22 protein-coding genes are annotated in these 20,723 nt (G+C 59.9%); 2 read left to right on the top strand and 20 right to left on the bottom strand.

The genetic code is table 11. The features are described from left to right. Nucleotides 1-150 precede the first annotated feature (150 nt). Nucleotides 151-1,785 (top strand): flagellar hook-length control protein FliK, encoded by a 1,635-nt coding sequence (gene fliK / locus PSCI_RS17680; RefSeq protein ID WP_045489519.1) that lies wholly within the window; start codon nucleotides 151-153, stop codon nucleotides 1,783-1,785. Continuing rightward, nucleotides 1,785-2,117, top strand: coding sequence for an EscU/YscU/HrcU family type III secretion system export apparatus switch protein (locus PSCI_RS17675; protein WP_045489516.1), 333 nt, complete (start codon nucleotides 1,785-1,787; stop codon nucleotides 2,115-2,117). Before fliK ends, PSCI_RS17675 begins: the two co-directional genes overlap by 1 nt. Before the next feature lie 52 nt (nucleotides 2,118-2,169). On the opposite strand, the gene PSCI_RS17670 is transcribed toward PSCI_RS17675, so the two are convergent. The 20 genes from PSCI_RS17670 to fliN form a co-directional block, all read right to left on the bottom strand. Further along, a complete protein-coding gene (locus PSCI_RS17670; protein WP_045489513.1) occupies nucleotides 2,170-2,562 on the bottom strand; it encodes a DUF2802 domain-containing protein in 393 nt (130 codons plus the stop codon). A gap of 3 nt (nucleotides 2,563-2,565) precedes the next feature. Beyond that, nucleotides 2,566-3,045, bottom strand: a complete 480-nt coding sequence (locus tag PSCI_RS17665) for a chemotaxis protein CheW (protein ID WP_045489510.1) — start codon at nucleotides 3,043-3,045, stop codon at nucleotides 2,566-2,568. Between the two features lie 63 nt (nucleotides 3,046-3,108). Then, complete coding sequence (locus PSCI_RS17660; protein WP_045489508.1) at nucleotides 3,109-4,005, bottom strand: CheW domain-containing protein; 897 nt, start codon at nucleotides 4,003-4,005, stop codon at nucleotides 3,109-3,111. A gap of 99 nt (nucleotides 4,006-4,104) precedes the next feature. Then, on the bottom strand, nucleotides 4,105-4,893 hold the full coding sequence (locus PSCI_RS17655) for a ParA family protein (RefSeq protein WP_045489505.1): 789 nt from the start codon (nucleotides 4,891-4,893) through the stop codon (nucleotides 4,105-4,107). Nucleotides 4,894-4,933: 40 nt separating this feature from the next. Further along, nucleotides 4,934-5,821 (bottom strand): flagellar motor protein MotD, encoded by an 888-nt coding sequence (gene motD, locus PSCI_RS17650; RefSeq protein ID WP_045489502.1) that lies wholly within the window; start codon nucleotides 5,819-5,821, stop codon nucleotides 4,934-4,936. A 4-nt stretch (nucleotides 5,822-5,825) separates the two neighbouring features. Then, nucleotides 5,826-6,566: a flagellar motor protein gene (locus PSCI_RS17645; protein WP_045489498.1), complete on the bottom strand. Its 741-nt coding sequence runs from the start codon at nucleotides 6,564-6,566 to the stop codon at nucleotides 5,826-5,828. Beyond that, a complete protein-coding gene (locus PSCI_RS17640) occupies nucleotides 6,566-7,756 on the bottom strand; it encodes a protein-glutamate methylesterase/protein-glutamine glutaminase (protein ID WP_045489495.1) in 1,191 nt (396 codons plus the stop codon). Before PSCI_RS17640 ends, PSCI_RS17645 begins: the two co-directional genes overlap by 1 nt. A gap of 45 nt (nucleotides 7,757-7,801) precedes the next feature. Next, nucleotides 7,802-10,075, bottom strand: a complete 2,274-nt coding sequence (locus PSCI_RS17635) for a chemotaxis protein CheA (protein ID WP_045489492.1) — start codon at nucleotides 10,073-10,075, stop codon at nucleotides 7,802-7,804. 34 nt (nucleotides 10,076-10,109) lie between these two features. Further along, nucleotides 10,110-10,895 (bottom strand): protein phosphatase CheZ, encoded by a 786-nt coding sequence (locus tag PSCI_RS17630; RefSeq protein ID WP_045489489.1) that lies wholly within the window; start codon nucleotides 10,893-10,895, stop codon nucleotides 10,110-10,112. Between the two features lie 20 nt (nucleotides 10,896-10,915). Next, nucleotides 10,916-11,290 carry a chemotaxis response regulator CheY gene (locus tag PSCI_RS17625; RefSeq protein WP_173426689.1) on the bottom strand — a complete coding sequence of 125 codons (375 nt, stop codon included), beginning with the start codon at nucleotides 11,288-11,290 and terminating at the stop codon, nucleotides 10,916-10,918. Between the two features lie 235 nt (nucleotides 11,291-11,525). After that, entirely contained in the window at nucleotides 11,526-12,266 is a 741-nt protein-coding gene (gene fliA, locus PSCI_RS17620) for an RNA polymerase sigma factor FliA (protein WP_045489483.1), read from the bottom strand. Then, a complete protein-coding gene (gene fleN, locus PSCI_RS17615) occupies nucleotides 12,263-13,099 on the bottom strand; it encodes a flagellar synthesis regulator FleN (RefSeq protein ID WP_045489480.1) in 837 nt (278 codons plus the stop codon). Before fleN ends, fliA begins: the two co-directional genes overlap by 4 nt. Nucleotides 13,100-13,214: 115 nt before the next feature. Then, the gene (flhF, locus tag PSCI_RS17610; protein WP_045489477.1) at nucleotides 13,215-14,549 is read right to left on the bottom strand and encodes a flagellar biosynthesis protein FlhF; all 1,335 of its coding nucleotides are present in this window, start codon (nucleotides 14,547-14,549) and stop codon (nucleotides 13,215-13,217) included. An 11-nt stretch (nucleotides 14,550-14,560) separates the two neighbouring features. Beyond that, complete coding sequence (flhA, locus tag PSCI_RS17605) at nucleotides 14,561-16,690, bottom strand: flagellar biosynthesis protein FlhA (protein WP_045489474.1); 2,130 nt, start codon at nucleotides 16,688-16,690, stop codon at nucleotides 14,561-14,563. Nucleotides 16,691-16,822: 132 nt separating this feature from the next. After that, nucleotides 16,823-17,959, bottom strand: a complete 1,137-nt coding sequence (gene flhB / locus PSCI_RS17600; protein ID WP_045489470.1) for a flagellar biosynthesis protein FlhB — start codon at nucleotides 17,957-17,959, stop codon at nucleotides 16,823-16,825. Then, nucleotides 17,960-18,745 (bottom strand): flagellar biosynthetic protein FliR, encoded by a 786-nt coding sequence (gene fliR, locus PSCI_RS17595; protein ID WP_045489467.1) that lies wholly within the window; start codon nucleotides 18,743-18,745, stop codon nucleotides 17,960-17,962. A gap of 5 nt (nucleotides 18,746-18,750) precedes the next feature. Next, nucleotides 18,751-19,020, bottom strand: a complete 270-nt coding sequence (fliQ, locus tag PSCI_RS17590; protein WP_045489464.1) for a flagellar biosynthesis protein FliQ — start codon at nucleotides 19,018-19,020, stop codon at nucleotides 18,751-18,753. Between the two features lie 25 nt (nucleotides 19,021-19,045). Continuing rightward, complete coding sequence (gene fliP, locus PSCI_RS17585; RefSeq protein WP_045489461.1) at nucleotides 19,046-19,798, bottom strand: flagellar type III secretion system pore protein FliP; 753 nt, start codon at nucleotides 19,796-19,798, stop codon at nucleotides 19,046-19,048. Beyond that, a complete protein-coding gene (gene fliO / locus PSCI_RS17580; protein WP_045489457.1) occupies nucleotides 19,798-20,238 on the bottom strand; it encodes a flagellar biosynthetic protein FliO in 441 nt (146 codons plus the stop codon). Before fliO ends, fliP begins: the two co-directional genes overlap by 1 nt. Then, the gene (gene fliN, locus PSCI_RS17575) at nucleotides 20,239-20,706 is read right to left on the bottom strand and encodes a flagellar motor switch protein FliN (RefSeq protein WP_045489454.1); all 468 of its coding nucleotides are present in this window, start codon (nucleotides 20,704-20,706) and stop codon (nucleotides 20,239-20,241) included. Nucleotides 20,707-20,723: the final 17 nt, after the last annotated feature.

Here is a 20,723-nt window from a genome sequence, read left to right as displayed (position 1 = left end):
CGGCGCTGCGAGCGGGTTAAATGGAGGTTCAAGTCGGCCTCGTAACGGCCGTTACACTGATGCAAGGTTCTTGCAAGCCCGGCAAAAAAAGCTGGGATTATACATGGCAGCCCGCTCCCCAAAGCGTCTAATTCAGCAGGTCACAGCTTAATGACAGGTGATATTGCCAGCGTCCCGCCGGCCAATCCCAACCTGGCCCAACTGCGTGCCAGCATCACGGCCAATCAGGTTCTGACCCTGTTCAACGCTGCGGCCAATCTGATCCCCCAAGGTCAGACCGCCGAAGCTGAAGTGGTCACCCTCAAGCAGATCGACCAGCAATTTCAGTTGCTGCTGCGGGTGATGCTGGGTAACGGTAACCAGACCAGCCTGCAGGTGACGAGCAACCTGCCGCTGACACCCGGCACCCAATTGCTGGTGGCGCAAGCATCACCCAATGAACTGACGCTGTCGTTGCAGCAGATCAACAGTGCATTGAATAACCTCAAGACCGAACTCGATACCCGGCAGATACCGATCGGTACGCTGTTGCAGGGCAAGGTGCTGACCAGTCAGGTCATCAACTCACTGACCACAGCGCCTTCGGGTCCCGGCCAACCCGCTGGCCCGGCCTCGGGCCAAGGGCTCACCGGCCAGTATCGCTCGATCGTGCTGCTGCTCAACACCGCGCTGGCGGGCACCAGTTTGAGCATCGACAGCCCAGAGCCACTGAAGCTGGGCAGCCTGCTCAGCGCCCGGGTGCTGGGCAGCCAAGCGCTGATCTTTGTCCCCCTGCCCGGCGGCCTCGATCAATTGGCGGTCGCTCAGCAACTGAGCACTCAACAGAGCCGCCAAGGGTCGCTGGAGAATTTGTTCAACGCCCTGCAGAACCTGCCACGCAGCCAGGCCCCGATCGCCCCTGCACTGCAAGCCAGGGTTGACCAGTTATTGGCCGATATTCCCGACATTGAGCAAATGGCCAGCCCGCGCAATGTGGCACAAGCGCTTAACGCCAGCGGCCTGTTCATGGAGTCAAAACTGTTGGCCGGCCAGAACCTGACGCAGTTGCCGGACATGAAAGCCAATCTGATGCGCCTGATCGCCCAGATCCTGCCGCCCGGAGTGCCGGCCAACACCGCCTACAGCGCCGCCGCCGCGTCCAACACGCTGGTCCGGGTGATGCCCAGCGCCATCCGCGCCGCCTTGGGCACTCTGGGCCAGCTCGCGCCGCCGGTGATGCCGAGCAGCTTTCCGCTGCCGGCACGCGATGCCGGTGCAGGCGCAGAAAAAGATGACCTGGAGCTGTTGCTCAAACTGGCGGCCGCAGCGGTATCACGGGTGCAGAGCCATCAACTCGGCGCGCTGGAACAGACCCGCACCCAGCCCGATGGAACCCAGCTGACCACCTGGCAGACTGAAGTGCCGATGCGCCATGCGCATGAAATCGTGCCGCTGCAGGTCAAGGTACAACGCGAAGACTCGCCAGAGCGGCAAGAACAACAGGGCCGCGAAGAGGAATCAGGAGCACAGCAGCGCGAGCAGCTCTGGCGCATCGACCTGAGTTTTGATCTGGAGCCGCTGGGGCCTTTGCAGGTTCACGCGCAATTGGTGCGCGGCACTTTGTCCAGCCAGCTCTGGGCCCAGCGCGAGGACAGTGCGCAGTTGATCGAGCGCGAACTTGGCTACCTGCGCGAGCGCCTGGTTGCCTGCGGCCTGGCGGTGGGCGAGCTGGCGTGCTCCCATGGCAGCGCACCACAAGGCCCACGTACCCACCTTGAACAACGCTGGATCGACGAGAACGCCTGATGAGCCATTCTGACCTTGCCAACCCTCGCCAGGCCATTGCCCTTACCTACGACGGCCAGCAGGCACCCACCCTCAGCGCCAAAGGTGACGACCGCCTCGCGGAAGAAATCCTCAGCATTGCCCGCGAGCACGAAGTGCCGATCTATGAGAATGCCGAACTGGTCAAGCTGCTGGCACGCCTGGAGCTGGGCGACAGCATTCCTCAGGAGCTGTATCGCACCATCGCCGAAATCATCGCTTTTGCCTGGCATTTGAAGGGCAAGTTTCCGGCGGGCCAGGGGCCGAATGACCCACCGCGGGAAAAAGACATCACCCCGCTCAGAGGGCGCTAGGCGCGAACTTCAAGCCACAAGCGGCATCCATGCCGCTCGTGGCTTGCCGCCTTCAACTGTTCTTGTGCAGCTTGCTCATCAGTTGCGCTTCGGCCTGGGTCAGGCCGCAAGACTGGGTGAGCTCTTCGACGCTGGCCCCCATCCCCACCAGCCGCGCCGCCTGGGCAAAGGTCAGGGTCGAAGGATCACGTTGCTCCAGGGCCGTGATCTTGTCCGGCAACACGGCGACGATGGCACGCAGTTCGTGCAGATCCTCGCCCATGCCGACCGTGCCCTTCTGGAAGTTTTCCACTCGCCGGGCCAGCTCGCGCAGACGTTGCTCACGGGCTTCATCAGCCTTGCTACGCTGCTCATCGAGCTGACGCTGGCGCTTGATATGATTCAGCAGCACAACCAGGGTCACGACCCAGAGCATGCCCAGAACACCGACAGCGATCCACAGCATCGGTCAGATGTTCTCCAGCTCGGACCATTCTTCCTCGGTCATCATCTTGTCCAGCTCAACCAGAATCAGCAATTCGCCGTTCTTGTTGCACACGCCCTGAATGAACTTGGCCGACTCATCGTTACCCACGTTCGGCGCGGTCTCGACTTCGGACTGACGCAGATAGACCACTTCCGCCACGCTGTCGACCAGGATACCGACCACCTGCTTGTCGGCTTCGATGATCACGATCCGGGTGTTGTCACTGACCTCGACCGGGGCCAGACCAAAGCGCTGGCGCGTGTCGATCACCGTGACCACGTTACCGCGCAGGTTGATGATACCCAGCACATAGCTGGGAGCACCTGGCACCGGCGCGATTTCGGTGTAGCGCAGCACTTCCTGGACCTGCATCACATTGATGCCGTACGACTCGTTGTCCAGACGGAAGGTCACCCACTGCAGGATGGGATCTTCGGAACCTTGTGCAGACGACTTATTCATGTTTCCAACCCCTCACCTAGTGCTGTGCAGGCAGCGCAACAAGCGCCAGCCAATGATTATCGATTATCTGAGCGTGTTCATTTGCTTGACCGCGCCACTGGCGATCAACTCGGCCAACTGTGCAACATCGAGCAAGGCGCACATATGCTCAATCACTGTACCGGCCAGCCATGGCCGATGACCGCGCTGGGCGCGCCACTTGATTTCCTGCGGGTCCAGGCGCAGCGAACGGCTGACCTGATGCACCGCCAACCCCCACTCGTAACCTTGTACCGAAATCACATACTTCAATCCCTGGCGGAAATCTTCCCGATAGCGGTCCGGCATGACCCAGCGGGCGGTGTCGAGCACCTTCAGGTTGCCGGCCTGGCACGGCAGGATGCCCAGGAACCAGTCAGGCTGACCAAACAGCGGCGTCAGTTCCTGCCCTTCCAGAGAATAGATCGCCCCCAGACACACCAACGGCACCGCCAGGGTCAAACCCGCCACATCGAACAACAGGCACTCGAACGGCTCGGCAGCCCAGTCCGGACGCCCATCGGTGGCCGGTGGTGGTGGCGGGCTCTGATCGAGCCGGGTGTTGAGCTCAGCCACTGGCTCGGCCCGCGCAATGGCCGACTCCAGCGCCTCGACGACCGGAACCTCGAGCTTGGGCACCACCACTTCAGGCACCACCACCGGAACCGGCAGCTCGACCCTGGCCTGAACCTTGGCCTGGACCGCAACAGCAACCGGTACTGCCACCGGTGCCGGCGCCGCGACAGCCACTGCCAGCGGTTTGGGTGCCAGCATACGGGCGTCATGCGCCTGCTCTTCAAGCACAGCCGCCTTGAATTCATCGAAATGATCAACCGGCGCCGGCACCACCAACAGCTCGTCGGTGACGTCTTGCAGCAGCGCATCCAGATACGACTGCAAAGCCACCTGTGGCCGGGTTGCCAAATCTACGGGGCGAATCATGTCAGAACCCAACCAGAAAAAGTGCCATGCCTCATTGACCGGGTTATCGGCTGCCGGGTGCACAGGCTTGAGCGCACGAACAAGGATTTAAACGTCACCTCAGGCCACCTGCGCTGTCAGTTGTTCGGCCAACAGGTGCTTGAGCAACGCACGATAGGCCAGTACCCCACGACTCTTGGGGTCATTCTGCGAAGGGGTCACTCCGGCCCGGCTGGCATCGCGCAGGCGGGTGTCGACCGGCACGTAGGCTTTCCAGACATGTTCCGGGAAGCTGTCACGCAGCAGCTTGAGGGTGCCCATTGAAGCCTGGGTGCGTCGATCGAACAGGGTCGGCACGATGGTGTACGGCAACGGCACCTTGCGCGAGCGATTGATCATCGCCAGCGTGTTGACCATGCGTTCCAGGCCCTTGACCGCGAGAAACTCGGTTTGCACCGGAATCGCCAGTTGCTGACTGGCCGCCAGCGCATTGACCATCAACACGCCCAACAACGGTGGGCTGTCGATCAGCGCATAGTCAAAATCCTGCCACAGTTGCGCAAGGCTTTTGGCAATCACCAAGCCCAGGCCGCTCTGGCCTGGCGACTGGCGCTCCAGAGTGGCCAGTGCGGTACTGGACGGCAACAGCGAAATCCGCTGATCGCTGGTCGGCAGCAGCAACTGGCCGGGCAGGCCTTGAGGCACTGCACCTTTATGCAGAAACAGGTCGAAAGCGCTGTGCTCCAGCTCGTCAGGGTTATGGCCGAAGTAACTGGTCATCGAGCCATGCGGGTCCAGATCGACCACGACCACACGCTTGCCCGAGTCAGCCAGCAGGCCGGCCAGGGCAATGGTCGTGGTGGTCTTGCCGACCCCACCTTTCTGATTGGCGACTGCCCAGACTCTCATTTAGCTGTATTCCTTGTGCACGGCAATGTCCCTGACCGTTCTAGCGAGCGGGTGACGGAGAATTGACGGCATTGGTGCCTGACGGTGGACTTGCCGGAGCCGGTGCAGTTTGTGTGCCAGCACGCCGTAATGCTGCATCAGGGGTGGCATTGGCTGAACCACCTGCGGTCAGACTGCGGCGCACATCCAGGTTACGGGAAATAACCAGCACCACGCGGCGATTCTGCGCCCGCCCCTGCGCGGTGGCATTACTGGCGATTGGCTGAAACTCAGCGTACCCCACTGAAGCCATGCGCGCCGGATTGACGCCGTACATGGCCAGCAGACGCACGATGCTCGCCGCCCGTGAAGCGGACAGCTCCCAGTTGGTCGGGAACTGCGCGGTGTTGATCGGTTGATCGTCTGTGAAACCTTCGACATGCACCGGGTTATCGAAGCGTTTGACGATATTGGCCACCCTTTCGATGATGCTGAAGGCCTGATTGCTGGGCATGGCGTCACCGCTGCCGAACAACAGGCTGGAATTAAGCTCGATCTCAACCCACAACTCGTTGCCACGCACGGTCATCTGGTCGGAGCGCAACAGGTCGCCGAATCCGGCGCGCACATCATCGGCGATGGCCTGCAACGGATCGACCGTTTTGGCACCGATACCGGCGTCGGTCTGCTCACTGTCTTTCAGAAGAGGCTCGGCAGGCCGGGTGGTCTGTGGCCGCTGCTCACCGATCGGAATCGGCTGCATGGTCCGCTCAGCGTCATTGAACACCCCGACCAGCGCCTGGGACAGAATCTTGTACTTGCCCTCGTTGAGTGACGAAATCGAGTACATCACCACAAAAAAGGCGAACAGCAAGGTGATGAAATCCGCGTAGGACACCAGCCAGCGTTCGTGATTTTCATGCTCTTCGTGGCGGCGGCGACGGGACATGCGGTTACTCCATGAAGCCTTGCAGCTTGAGCTCAATGGAGCGCGGGTTTTCACCCTCGGCAATGGACAGCAGGCCTTCGAGCAGCATCTCGCGGTAGCGCGACTGGCGCAGGGCAATCGCCTTGAGTTTGTTGGCCACCGGCAGCAGGAACAGGTTGGCACTGGCCACGCCATAGATCGTGGCGACGAACGCGACCGCGATACCGCCACCCAACTGGCTCGGGTCGGCCAGATTGCCCATCACGTGGATCAGGCCCATGACCGCACCGATGATGCCGATGGTCGGCGCGTAACCGCCCATGCTTTCGTAAACCTTGGCGGCCTGGATATCGCGGTTTTCCTGGGTAATGAAATCGACTTCCAGAATACTGCGAATCGACGCCGGCTCCGCGCCATCAACCAGCAATTGCAGGCCCTTGCGCGCATAAGGGTCAGGCTCGGTGTCTGCCACGCTCTCCAGCCCCAGCAGGCCTTCCTTGCGCGCCGTCATGCTCCAGCCAATGATCCGGTCAATGCCGCCAGGCAGATCGATGCGTGGCGGAAACAGAATCCAGCGCAGGATCTGCACGGCACGTTTGAACGCACTCATCGGTGCCTGCAACAACGCAGCCGCCAGGGTGCCGCCCAGCACGATCAGCGCGGCCGGGCCGTTGACCAGCGAGCTGACATGCCCACCCTCAAGCAGATTGCCACCCAGAATCGCGACAAACGCCAGAATCAGGCCGATAAGGCTCAGTACATCCATTACAGGCACGCCTCCACGATGTGCCGGCCGATATCGTCCAGGCTGTACACCGCATCCGCCAGATCAGCCTTGACGATGGCCATCGGCATACCATAAATCACGCAACTGGCCTCATCCTGGGCCCATACGGTGCTGCCGCCCTGCTTGAGCATGCGCGCACCTTCACGGCCGTCGGCGCCCATTCCGGTGAGGACCACCGACAGCACCTTGTCACCGTAGGCCTTGGCCGCCGAGCCAAAGGTGATATCCACGCACGGCTTGTAGTTCAGGCGCTCATCACCGGGCAGGATTTTCACCGCGCCACGGCCATCGACCATCATCTGTTTGCCACCCGGAGCCAGCAACGCCAGACCCGGACGCAGCAGATCACCGTCTTCGGCTTCCTTGACGCTGATCTTGCACAACTTGTCGAGGCGCTCGGCAAACGCCTTGGTAAAGGCTGCCGGCATGTGCTGGATGAGCACGATGGGCGCCGGGAAGTTGGCAGGCAATTGGGTCAACACGCGCTGCAACGCAACCGGCCCACCGGTGGAGGTGCCAATGGCTACCAGCTTGTAGGCCTTGCGCCGTGGCGCCGGCGAATGATGAGCATGGGCCGGCGCAGCAGCCGGGCTGGCGGATGCTGTGACCGGCGCCGCGCGACTGGTCAACGGCCGGGTAGCCGCCGGAGCAGGCGCCGGCGCCACAGGGGGCGGCGTGCGCCGCACACTCGGGCTGGCCGCAGGTGCCGGGGCGGATGCCGTAGCCGCAGGCGTTGACTGCGAGCTGCTGCCAAACGAGCTGAAACGACGATTACTGCGCGCGATGCTGTTGATCTTCTCGCACAGCAACTGTTTGACCTTGTCAGGGTTGCGCGAGATGTCTTCGAAATTCTTGGGCAGGAAGTCGACCGCACCGGCATCCAGCGCGTCGAGTGTGACCCGCGCGCCCTCGTGGGTCAGGGAGGAGAACATCAATACCGGCGTAGGGATACGCTGCATGATGTGGCGGACCGAAGTGATGCCGTCCATCATCGGCATCTCGTAGTCCATGGTGATCACATCAGGCTTGAGCGCCAGGGCCTGTTCGATGGCTTCCTTGCCGTTGGTTGCGGTACCGACCACCTGAATGAGCGGGTCCGAAGAGAGGATTTCCGTAACGCGGCGGCGGAAAAAACCCGAATCATCCACCACCAGGACCTTGACTGCCATAAACACTCCAATAGACCCCGGGACAATACTGCCCCGGGGCCAGAATCAAATACGCCGTGCGGCGTAACGCTTGAGCATGCTCGGAACATCAAGGATCAAGGCAATCCGACCGTCACCGGTAATGGTGGCGCCCGACATGCCAGGGGTGCCTTGCAGCATCTTGCCCAGCGGTTTGATGACCACCTCTTCCTGGCCGACCAGTTGATCGACCACGAAACCAATGCGCTGCGTGCCGACCGACAGAATCACCACGTGCCCTTCGCGCTGCTCCTCATGAGCTGCCGACTTGATCAGCCAGCGTTTGAGGTAGAACAGTGGCAGTGCCTTGTCGCGCACGATAACCACTTCCTGGCCGTCAACCACATTGGTGGTCGACAGGTCGAGGTGGAAGATTTCGTTGACGTTGACCAGCGGGAATGCAAACGCCTGGTCGGCGAGCATCACCATCAGGGTCGGCATGATCGCCAGGGTCAGCGGCACCTTGATGACGATCTTCGAACCCTGGCCCTTGGTCGAATAGATGTTGATCGTACCGTTGAGCTGGGAAATCTTGGTTTTCACCACGTCCATGCCAACCCCACGACCGGACACATCGGAAATCTCGGTCTTGGTCGAGAAGCCGGGGGCGAAGATCAGGTTGTAGCAGTCGCTGTCGCTGAGACGATCGGCCGCGTCCTTGTCCATGACGCCGCGCTTGACCGCAATGGCGCGCAGCACGGCCGGGTCCATACCCTTGCCGTCATCGGAAATCGACAACAGGATGTGATCGCCTTCCTGCTCGGCCGACAGCACCACCCGGCCACTGCGTGACTTGCCGCTGGCCTCACGCTCCTCAGGAGTTTCCACACCGTGGTCGACCGCGTTACGCACCAAGTGCACCAACGGGTCAGCGAGCGCCTCGACCAGGTTCTTGTCCAGGTCGGTCTCTTCACCCACCAGTTCCAGGTTGATCTCTTTCTTGAGCTGGCGTGCCAGGTCACGAACCAGACGCGGAAAGCGGCCGAAGACTTTCTTGATCGGCTGCATGCGGGTCTTCATGACCGCGGTTTGCAGGTCGGCGGTGACCACATCCAGGTTGGAAACCGCCTTGGACATCGCTTCATTGCCGCTGTTGAGGCCAAGGCGTACCAGACGGTTACGCACCAGCACCAACTCGCCGACCATGTTCATGATCTCGTCAAGCCGCGCGGTATCGACGCGCACCGTGGTTTCGGCTTCTGTCGCGGTCGGCTTCTCGGCTGGCGCGGCAGCAGCTCTGGCCGGTGCGGCAGCGGCAGGCTTGGCCGCCGCGGGCGCAGGCGCAGCAGCAGGCTTGGCCACCGCAGGCTCGACCTTGGCGACAGGGGCTGGCGGCTTGGCCGCCGGCGCTGCGGCGGCAACCGCGCCGCTTACTGCCGCCGGTTCGAACTTGCCCTTGCCGTGCAACTCGTCGAGCAGGTTTTCAAATTCGTGATCGGTGATTTCATCCGATGCAGGGCTGCTGGCAGGTGCCGCAGGGGCAACGGCCACCGCTTCTACAGCGCCGCTGAACGAGCCTTTGCCGTGCAACTGATCAAGCAGCGACTCGAATTCGTCGTCGGTGATTTCATCCGAGGCAGCGCCAGCGGGCGCTGCGACAGCAGGTGCTGCAGCACTGACAGTGGCGACGCTGGCATCGAACGAACCCTTGCCATGCAACTGATCGAGCAGCGCTTCGAATTCGTGATCGGTGATTTCATCACTCGCTGCAGCCGCAGGCGCGGCTGGCGCAGACGGCGTAGCGGCGACCGGGCTGCCGGCCGGGCCGTGCAGGGAGTCGAGCAGCCGCTCGAACTCATCGTCGGTGATCAGGTCGGAGCCGGCCTCCCCGGCAGCCGGTGCAGCCGCCTCGACCACCGGTTCCGGCGCCGGCTCCGGAGCCGCTGCCACCGCAGCCACTTCGTCAGCTGACTCAGGCTCTGCCAGCCGTGACAGTGCCTGCAGCAGCTCAGGGGTAGCAGGCGTGATGTCACTGCGCTCACGCACCTGGCCGAACATGCTGTTGACGGTATCCAGTGCTTCGAGGACCACGTCCATCAATTCGGCGTTAACGCGACGCTCACCCTTGCGCAGGATGTCGAACACGTTCTCGGCAATGTGGCAGCACTCGACAAGCTCATGCAACTGAAGGAAGCCGGCGCCTCCTTTTACAGTGTGAAAACCGCGAAAAATTGCGTTGAGCAAGTCCGCGTCATCCGGGCGACTTTCAAGCTCGACCAGTTGTTCAGACAATTGCTCGAGAATTTCGCCGGCCTCTACCAGAAAATCCTGGAGGATCTCTTCATCGGCGCCGAAGCTCATTGGGGTGCTCCCTAAAATTAACCGTCAACTGACCTTAGAAGCCAAGGCTGGATAGCAAGTCGTCCACATCATCCTGACCGGAAACGACATCTTCCCGTTTATCGGCATGAATCTGCGGACCTTCACCCTGAGCAAGATGTTTTTTCGGATCTTTTTCTGCTTGCATCGCTTCACGGTCATGCTCGATCCCGGCAAAGCGATCGACATGGCTGGCCATCAGTACCAGCTTGAGCAGGTTGCTCTCAACTTCGGTGACCAGTTGCGTCACGCGCTTGATCACCTGACCGGTAAGGTCCTGATAATCCTGGGCCAGCAGAATGTCGTTGAGATGGCTGGCAACGGCATGGCTCTCTTTCTCGGTACGCGACAGGAAACCGTCCACCCGCTTGGCCAGATCACGAAACTCCTCAGCACCGATTTCGCGGCGCATGAAGCGCCCCCAGTCGGCACTCAGCGCCTTGGCGTCGTCACTGAGGCTGTTCATCAACGGTGTGCTTTGCTCCACCAGATCCATGGTGCGGTTGGCCGCACCCTCGGTCAGCCTTACAACATACGACAAACGCTCGGCGGCATCAGTGATCTGAGACACCTCTTCGGCTTGCGGCATCTGCGGATCGATATGGAAATTGACGATCGCGCTGTGCAGCTCACGCGTCAATTTGCCCACTTCCTGATACAGGCCGCGGTCGCGCGCCTGGTTGAGCTCATGGATCAGTTGCACGGCGTCGCCGAATTTGCCTTTTTCAAGGCTGGCGACCAGCTCGTGCGCGTGTTTTTTCAGGGTCGACTCGAAGTCACCCAATGAATCATTGTTATCCATAGCGCCCTCGCGGCATGCACTCAGCTATTGACGCGCTCGAAGATCTTTTCAATCTTCTCTTGCAATACCTGGGCGGTGAAAGGCTTGACCACATAGCCGTTCACACCGGCCTGGGCCGCTTCAATGATCTGCTCACGCTTGGCTTCAGCAGTCACCATCAGCACCGGAATGTTCTTCAGGCGCTCGTCCTGACGCACTTGGCGCAGCAGGTCGATACCCGACATGCCAGGCATGTTCCAGTCGGTTACCAGAAAATCAAAGGCACCGCTTTGCAGCATCGGCAGCGCGGTAAGACCGTCATCTGCTTCCGATGTATTGGTAAACCCCAGGTCACGCAACAGATTTTTTATGATCCGCCGCATCGTTGAAAAGTCATCAACGATGAGGATTTTCATGTTCTTGTCCAATTCGACCTCCAAGCAGTCTTTAACGAGCCCGCTCCCCGGACCCGCCGTTCACTCAATACAGGTACAGCAACCCCCCGGTGCAACCAGCGCTCGACGCACCAGACACCAGAACACGGCCAAATCGCCTGCAAACAACCCTGTAGAGTTGATTGACAGGCTCCTGCCTTGTCCGGGTAGTCGACACCTCAAGCCCTGCACAGCCGGCCTGAAACCAATGGATCTGTCAGCGCGCCCGCCATTCCCCCAAACGACCTCGCAAGCGGGCTGCGCACTGACTGTGTAACTGGCTGACCCGAGATTCGCTGACCCCAAGGACCTCACCGATCTCTTTGAGGTTCAACTCCTCGTCATAGTACAACGCCAGCACCAAACGCTCACGCTCCGGAAGATTGGCAATGGCATCGGCCAATGCTTTCTGGAAGCGCTCGTCCTCAAGATCGCGCGACGGCTCCAGCGAACCGCTGGCGCCATCTTCGTGCAGCCCATCATGCTCGCCGTCCTGCAGCAGGTCGTCAAAGCTGAACAGCCGACTGCCCAAAGTGTCGTTCAAGATAGCGTAATAATCATCAAGACTTAACTGGAGTTCGGCAGCAACTTCATGATCTTTAGCGTCGCGCCCTGTTCTTGCTTCAATAGCGCGAATCGCATCACTGACCATCCGGGTATTTCGATGCACTGAACGCGGCGCCCAGTCACCTTTACGCACCTCGTCAAGCATCGCGCCACGGATCCGAATGCCGGCGTAGGTTTCGAAACTGGCACCCTTGGTGGAGTCGTATTTGGTCGATACTTCAAGCAGGCCGATCATGCCCGCCTGGATCAGGTCTTCGACCTGGACGCTGGCAGGCAGACGGGCCAGCAGGTGGTAGGCAATACGCTTGACCAGTGGCGCATAGCGCTCAATCAACTCGTATTGCGAATTCCTTGATGCCTTGCTGTACATCTGATAACCGCTGGCTGTCATTGAACCGGTCCCGCTGCACTGGTCTGGTGAACAAGTCGCTCGACAAAGAACTCAAGGTGCCCACGCGGATTGGCCGGCAACGGCCAGGTATCGACCTTCTGGGCAATGGCTCGGAATGCCAGCGCGCATTTGGAGCGTGGAAAGGCTTCGTAGACCGCACGTTGCTTTTGCACCGCCTTGCGCACACATTCGTCATAGGGCACTGCGCCGACATACTGCAAGGCCACGTCCAGAAAACGATCGGTCACCTTGGTCAGTTTGGCAAACAGGTTACGACCCTCTTGCGGCGTCTGCGCCATGTTGGCCAGGACCCTGAAGCGGTTCATGCCGTAGTCGCGATTGAGCAGTTTGATCAGCGCGTAAGCGTCGGTGATCGAGGTCGGTTCATCGCAGACCACCAGCAAGACCTCTTGGGCGGCACGCACGAAACTGACCACCGATTCACCGATACCGGCTGCGGTGTCGATCACCAGCACATCAAGATTGTCGCCAAGCTCGCTGAACGCCTGGATCAGGCCGGCATGCTGCGCGGGCGCCAGGTGCACCATGCTCTGGGTACCGGAGGCCGCTGGCACGATACGCACTCCGCCAGGCCCCTGGAGCAGGACGTCACGCAGCTCACAGCGGCCCTCGATGACATCGGCCAGGGTGCGTTTGGGCGTAAGGCCCAGCAAAACATCAACGTTGGCCAGACCAAGATCAGCATCAAGCAGCATGACGCGACGGCCGAGCTCGGCCAGCGCCAGCGACAGATTCACTGAAACGTTGGTCTTGCCAACGCCACCTTTGCCGCCGGTCACGGCGATAACCTGTACGGGATGCATGCTGCCCATGTTATTTCTTTACCTTGTCATGCGTAGACTGGAGCCACATTACGGGCTGCACGTTCCGTGACGAACAATGCCTGGCAGACCACCGATGCAGTAATTTTTTAGTCGTGTTCATCAATCACCCCACTCGCTTGCCGGGGTTGTGATAAAGGTCGGCGAACATGTCCGCCATAGCCTCTTCGCTGGGTTCATCCTGCATTTGCACACTGACGGCCCGACTCACCAGTTGATGGCGGCGTGGCAGATGCAAATCATCAGGAATACGCGGCCCATCGGTCAGATAGGCCACGGGGAGTTCATGCCCGATCGCAAGGCTCAGCACTTCACCCAGGCTGGCAGTTTCATCCAGTTTGGTCAGGATGCAGCCGGCCAGCCCGCAGCGTTTGTAGCTGTGGTAAGCGGCGGTCAACACCTGCTTCTGGCTGGTAGTGGCCAGGACCAGATAGTTGCGCGAGCGAATCCCGCGCCCGGCCAGGCTTTCAAGCTGCAGGCGCAGCGCCGGATCGCTGGCTTGCAGGCCGGCGGTATCGATCAGCACCACACGCTTGCGGATCAGCGGTTCGAGCGCCTGGGCCAGGGACTGTCCCGGATCGACGTGGGTCACCGGCACATTGAGAATACGCCCAAGGGTCTTGAGCTGCTCCTGGGCACCGATCCGGAAGCTGTCCATGCTCACCAGCGCGATATTCTGCGCGCCGTACTTGAGCACGTAACGCGCCGCCAGCTTGGCCAGCGTAGTGGTCTTGCCCATCCCTGCCGGACCGACCATCGCGATCACCCCGCCCTCTTCCAGCGGCTCGTTGTCAGGCACATTGATCATCCGCGCCAGATGCGCCAGCAACATGCGCCAGGCATGACGGGGATCGTCGATATCGGGAACCATATCCAGCAGATCCCGCGACAGCGGGCCGGACAGGCCAACGCGCTGCAGACGCCGCCACAGGTTGGCCTGCTGCGGACGACTGCCCTGCAATTGCGTCCAGGCCAGCGAACCCAACTGGACTTCCAGCAGCTCGCGCAAGCCGTTGAGCTCCGAGCGCATCGAGTCAAACGCACGCTGGTTCAGCGTCGGCTCGGCAACGCCGGGTGCAGCGACGGCAACAGCAGGACGCGGCGGTTCTTCAAGGGTCGGCTCGATGTGCCGGTCGGCAGCGCTCAGCGGCAAGCCAGAAAACAACTGACGGTTGCTCGATACGTCATCGCCTTCGTTGCGACTTTCGAGTTCAGCTTGCGCCGAGACGATCCGCGACTGAGTCTTGCGCAGCTCGTCTTCAAGCTCCATGTTCGGCACCCGCGGCGCCAGCGCAGACAGCTTGTAATCAAGAGCAGCAGTCAGCTCAACGCCACCGGCAATGCGCCGATTTCCGATGATGGCCGCCTCGGCGCCCAGCTCATCGCGAACCAGTTTCATGGCTTGACGCATATCGGCGGCGAAAAAACGCTTAACTTGCATGACTCACTACCTCAGCCGTTAGGCCCGACAGTCGCTACGATGGTGACTTGCTTGTTGTCAGGAATTTCCTGGTACGCCAGAACATGCATGTTCGGTACAGCCAATCGTCCAAATCGTGACAGCATGGCCCGAATCGGACCTGCCACCAGCAAAATCACCGGCGAGCCTTGCATCTCTTGACGCTGCGCCGCCTCAATCAACGAGCGTTGCAGCTTCTCGGCCATGCTTGGCTCCAGAAGAACGCCTTCTTCCTGACCCTGACCCGCCTTCTGCATACTATTTAGCAAAATCTGTTCCAATCTAGGCTCAAGGGTGATGACAGGCAGCTCTGTCTCAGTCCCTACAATGCTTTGCACGATCGCCCGGCTCAACCCGACCCGCACCACAGCCACCAACGCGGCGGTATCTTGACTCCTGGCCGCATTGTTCGCGATGGCCTCGGCAATCGTGCGGATATCACGCACCGGCACATGCTCGGCCAGCAGCGCCTGCAGCACATTGAGCAGCGCCGACAACGACAGCACCCCAGGCACCAGCTCTTCAGCCAGCTTGGGCGAACTCTTGGCCAGCAACTGCATCAGTTGCTGCACTTCCTCGTGGCCGATCAATTCATGGGAGTGCTTGTAGAGAATCTGGTTCAGGTGCGTCGCCACAACGGTGCTGGCATCCACCACTGTGTAACCCAACGACTGGGCCTGGCTGCGCTGACTGATTTCGATCCACACCGCTTCCAGACCAAACGCCGGATCGCGCGCATTGATACCGTTGAGGGTACCGAACACCTGACCCGGGTTGATCGCCAGTTCACGGTCCGGATAAATCTCCGCCTCGGCCAGAATCACCCCCATCAGCGTCAAACGATAGGCGCTGGGCGCCAGATCGAGGTTGTCGCGAATGTGCACCGTGGGCATCAGAAAGCCCAGGTCTTGTGAAAGCTTCTTGCGCACACCCTTGATCCGCGCCAGCAACTGACCACCCTGATTGCGATCCACCAGCGGAATCAGCCGGTAACCGACCTCCAGGCCGATGATGTCGACCGGCGTTACGTCGTCCCAGCCCAACTCCTTGGAGTCCTGGGCACGCACTGGCGAAGGCAGCAGGTCCTGCTGACGCTGCACCTCGGCCAGCGCCACAGCCTTGGCATTCTGGTCACGGCGCCACAGCCAGTAGGCAGCACCCGAGGCGATTGCCCCCAGACCAATGAAGGCAAAGTGCGGCATGCCAGGCACCAGGCCCATGACGATCATGATCGCCCCCGACACCGCCAGCGCCTTATAAGACGAGAACATCTGGCGGTTGATCTGCTTGCCCATTTCTTCCGAACCGGAAGCACGGGTCACCATGATCGCCGCTGCGGTCGACAGCAGCAGAGATGGCAATTGCGCCACCAGACCGTCACCGATCGCCAGCAAGGTATAAACACGCCCGGCGTCGCCAAAGCTCATGCTGTGTTGCAACATGCCCACCAGCATGCCGCCGATCAGGTTGATGAACAGAATCAGCAGACCGGCAATAGCGTCACCGCGCACAAACTTGCTGGCACCGTCCATCGAGCCATAGAACTCGGCCTCGGCGGCCACTTCAGAACGACGCGCCTTGGCCTGGTTCTGGTCAATCAATCCAGCATTGAGGTCGGCATCGATCGCCATCTGCTTACCCGGCATGGCGTCAAGAGTAAAGCGCGCACTGACCTCGGAAATCCGCCCGGCACCCTTGGTGATTACCACGAAGTTGATGATCATCAGGATGGTGAAGACCACGATACCGACAACGTAGTTACCACCGATCACCACCTCACCAAAGGCCTGGATGACCTTACCGGCAGCGTCGTGACCATCCTGGCCGTGCAACAGCACCACCCGGGTCGAGGCGACGTTCAACGCCAGACGCAACAGGGTGGCGACCAGCAGGATGGTCGGGAATACCGAGAAGTCCAGCGGCCGCATGGCGTACACACAGACCAGCAGAACCACGATCGACAAGGCAATGTTGAAGGTGAAAAACACGTCGAGCAGGAACGGCGGGATTGGCAACATCATCATTGCCAGCAGCGACAGCAATAATATCGGCACGCCCAACTGGCCGCGCCCGAACCCGGCCAGATTGCTGCGCGCGTTACTGATTAACTGAGAGCGATCCACCGGTTCTTTCCTGCATCAGACCAAAACTTTGACGCCCCACGCGCCATGCACTGGCCTATTGCAAGAAACCGTCCAACTTTGCCGCCACAACCGCGTCGATAAAACCACCCATCGTCGACGCAGAAATCGTCATCAGGAGTCGCGCTGCAGATCGGGCGGAATGGGAAGATCGCCCAAAGGATCCGGACGCTTGGCGCGCCCGGCATGGAATTGACGAATCTGAAAGACATAGGCCAGCACCTGCGCCACAGCAAGATACAGACCGGCCGGAATCTCTTCTTCCAGCTCGGTGCTGTAGTAAATCGAACGCGCCAGGGCAGCCGACTCCAGGATCAGGATCTGGTTGTGCGCACCGATCTCACGAATCTTCAGGGCAATCATATCCACCCCTTTGGCCAGCAGCATCGGCGCCCCACCCTTTTCAGGGTCGTACTTGAGCGCTACGGCAAAGTGGGTGGGGTTGGTAATGATCACGTCCGCCTCGGGAATTGCAGCCATCATCCGCCGCTGAGACATCTGAAACTGCAGTTGGCGAATACGCTGTTTGACTTCCGGACTACCATCACTGTTCTTGTGCTCATCACGCACTTCCTGCTTGGTCATCAGCAGTTTTTTATGCGCCTCGTACAGCTGGAACGGCACATCCACCGCCGCAATCAGGAACAGCCCGGACACGATCCACAAGGTGCTCCAACCCACCACTTGCAGACTATGGATCATCGCCTGCTCAAGCGGCTCATAAGCGATAGCCACCAGATCATCACGGTCGCCGTCGATCACCACCAGCGCAACGATAAGGATGATCAGAAACTTCGCCAACGACTTGAGCAACTCTACCAGCGAATGCATCGAGAACATGCGCTTGATGCCGGACAACGGATTCATCCGGCTGAATTTGGGCATCAGCGATTTGGTCGTGAACAGCCAGCCACCAAGCAGGATCGGCCCCACCAGAGCCGCTACCAGCATGGCGACCATGAACGGCAACATGACAATGATCGCGAACTTTCCCGACTTGAGAAGCATGGTTCCCATCCAGGTCGGGTCCATGAGCGCTTCACGAGAAATCGAGAAGTTGTCGCGCATCAACTCCTGCATCATTTGGGCAATACCGCCACCAAATATCAACAGCCCGACCGCCCCCATAAGCGTAACAACCAGCGTGGTCAGCTCCTTGGATCTGGCAATCTGCCCCTCAGCCCGGGTGTCACGGATTTTCTTCTCCGTGGGGTCTTCTGTCTTGTCCTGACCACTCTCGCTCTCGGCCATTCAACGCGCCCTCACCAGATCTCGCAGTTGCTGCAAGGCTTCGACCGCCATTGGCTGATACTGGCCCAGCATGTCAGCCATGCTCATCCACAAGATGACCATACCAAGCACCAGAGTCATCGGGAAACCGATGGAGAAGATGTTCAATTGCGGCGCGGCGCGAGTCATGATGCCAAACGCAATGTTGATGATCAGCAAGGCGGCAATGGCTGGCAGAACCAGACGCAACCCCGCTGCCAGCGTCCAGCTCAGACCATTGGCCAACCCCCAGAAGCTGTTGATCTGCAAGCCCCCGCCAACCGGGAGCGTAGTGAAGCTCTCGATGAGAACCTCCAGCACCACCAGGTGGCCATTCATGGCCAGAAACATCAGGGTGACCAGCATGGTAAAGAACTGCCCGACCACAGCTGTAGATACGCCGTTGGCAGGGTCAACCATCGAGGCGAAGCCCATACCCATCTGGGTAGCGATGATCTGGCCGGCGATCACGAACACTTGAAAGAACAGCTGCAGGCACAACCCCATGCCAACCCCGATGATTACCTGCTCGCCAATCAGCAGTAACGCACTGAGATCCAATGCCTGCACAGCCGGAACCGGTGGCAGCACCGGCGCTACAACCACTGTGATAGCGACCGCTAAATACAGGCGCACACGCCGTGGCACCAGCGTCGTGCCGATAATCGGCATGGTCATCAGCAAAGCGACAATACGAAACAACGGCAGCATGAAACTGGCCACCCACGTGCTGATCTGGGTGTCGGTCAGCATGAGCAATGGCTGCATGATCCTCAGCCGATCAAGGTGGGAATGCTGTTGAACAGATTCAGGACATAGTCCATGAACACTTTCAACAACCAGGGACCGGTGACAATCAGCGTGATGAGCATCACCAACAGGCGCGGCAGAAAGCTCAGGGTCTGTTCGTTGATTTGCGTGGCCGCCTGAAATATGGCCACGATAAGACCGCAGATCAGGCTCGGCACCACCAGAATGGCCACCAGCATGGTGGTCAACCACAACGCCTCGCGAAACAGATCGACCGCGACTTCAGGGGTCATGACAACGACGCCTCCACCAGACTCTTCATACGCCGCCAAAACTGCCAGCCAAAGTACCGACAATCAACGCCCAGCCATCAACCAGCACAAACAGCATGATCTTGAATGGCAATGAGATGATCAGCGGCGAGAGCATCATCATACCCATCGCCATCAGCACACTGGCCACCACCATGTCGATGATCAGAAACGGGATGAAGATCATGAAACCGATCTGGAACGCCGTCTTGAGCTCAGAGATCACAAATGCCGGCACCAGGATGGTCAGGGGCGCGGCATCCGGTGTAGGAATATCAGTGCGTTTGGACAGACGCATGAACAGTTCCAGGTCGCTGGTCCGGGTCTGGGCCAGCATGAAGTCCTTGATCGGCACCTGGGCTTTGGCGACCGCTTGCTGGGCAGTAAGGGTCTCAGCCAGATAAGGCTGCAGAGCATCGTTGTTCACCCGATCAAACACCGGCGCCATGATGAACATGGTCAGAAACAGCGCCATGCCAATCAGAATCTGGTTCGATGGGGTTTGCTGCAAGCCCAGAGCCTGGCGCAGAATCGAGAACACCACGATGATCCGGGTGAAACTGGTCATCAGCATGACGAATGCCGGAATGAAACTCAGCGCCGTCATGATCAGCAAGATCTGCAAGCTGACCGAATACTCCTGCTGACCGTCAGTCCCGTTGGACAGCGTAATAGCCGGAATCGACAACGGATCGGCCGCCAGGGCCACAGGTGCTCCCAGCCCCAACAACAGCACCACCAGCCAACGCAAGGCACCCATCACTTGTTGTCCTTATCCTTGCCCATGAGCTCCAGCAGGCGCTGGGCGAACTCGGGAGTGGCCGGCTCGCGAACCGGCACCTGAACATTTTCATTGAGCACATGCAGAGGCGTGATACGCCCAGGCGTGATCCCCAATAAAATCTGTTCCTTACCCACCTGAACCAGTACCAGCCGGTCACGCGGCCCCAAAGCTCTGGAGCCAACCAATTCGATAACCTGCTGATTGCCGATCGACGCCCCCTGAACCCGACGCATCACCCACGCCAGCACAAAGATCAGCCCGATGACCAGCAACAGCCCCAGTAATAACTGCAACAGTTGCCCACCCCAGCCACCGGACAGAGCGCTACCCACCTGCGGGGCAGCCGCCTGAGCTGTCGGCTCGGCTGCCAGCACAGCCAAAGGCGCAGCCAGCAACAGCATCAACCAGCGGTTCACTTAGCGCAGCTTCTTGATGCGTTCACTCGGACTGATCACGTCAGTCAGGCGAATGCCGAACTTTTCATTGACCACCACCACCTCGCCATGGGCGATCAGGGTGCCATTAACCAGCACATCCAGCGGCTCTCCCGCCAGGCGATCAAGCTCGATCACCGAACCCTGGTTGAGCTGCAACAGGTTACGAATGCTGATATCGGTGCTGCCCACTTCCATGGAAATCGACACCGGGATATCCAGGATCACATCCAGGTTCGGACCATCGAGCGTGACCGGCGCAGTGCTCTTGGGCACACTGCCAAACTCTTCCATGGGCATACGATTGGAGCTGGGGCGGCTCGCTTCATCAGCCGCCAGCAGCGCATCAATATCAGACTGCCCTCCCTCGCCGGCTTCATTCAGCGCGGCAGCCCACTCATCGGCCAACGCCTGATCATCAGCAGACGTCATATCGTTTTCATCAGCCATCGGTTGTCCTCTGCGGG

Source organism: Pseudomonas sp. StFLB209 (assembly GCF_000829415.1).
In the GTDB taxonomy this organism is placed as follows: Bacteria; Pseudomonadota; Gammaproteobacteria; order Pseudomonadales; family Pseudomonadaceae; genus Aquipseudomonas.
The sequence above is the reverse complement of the archived record's forward strand: the minus strand, read 5'-3'. Positions and strand labels throughout refer to the sequence as shown.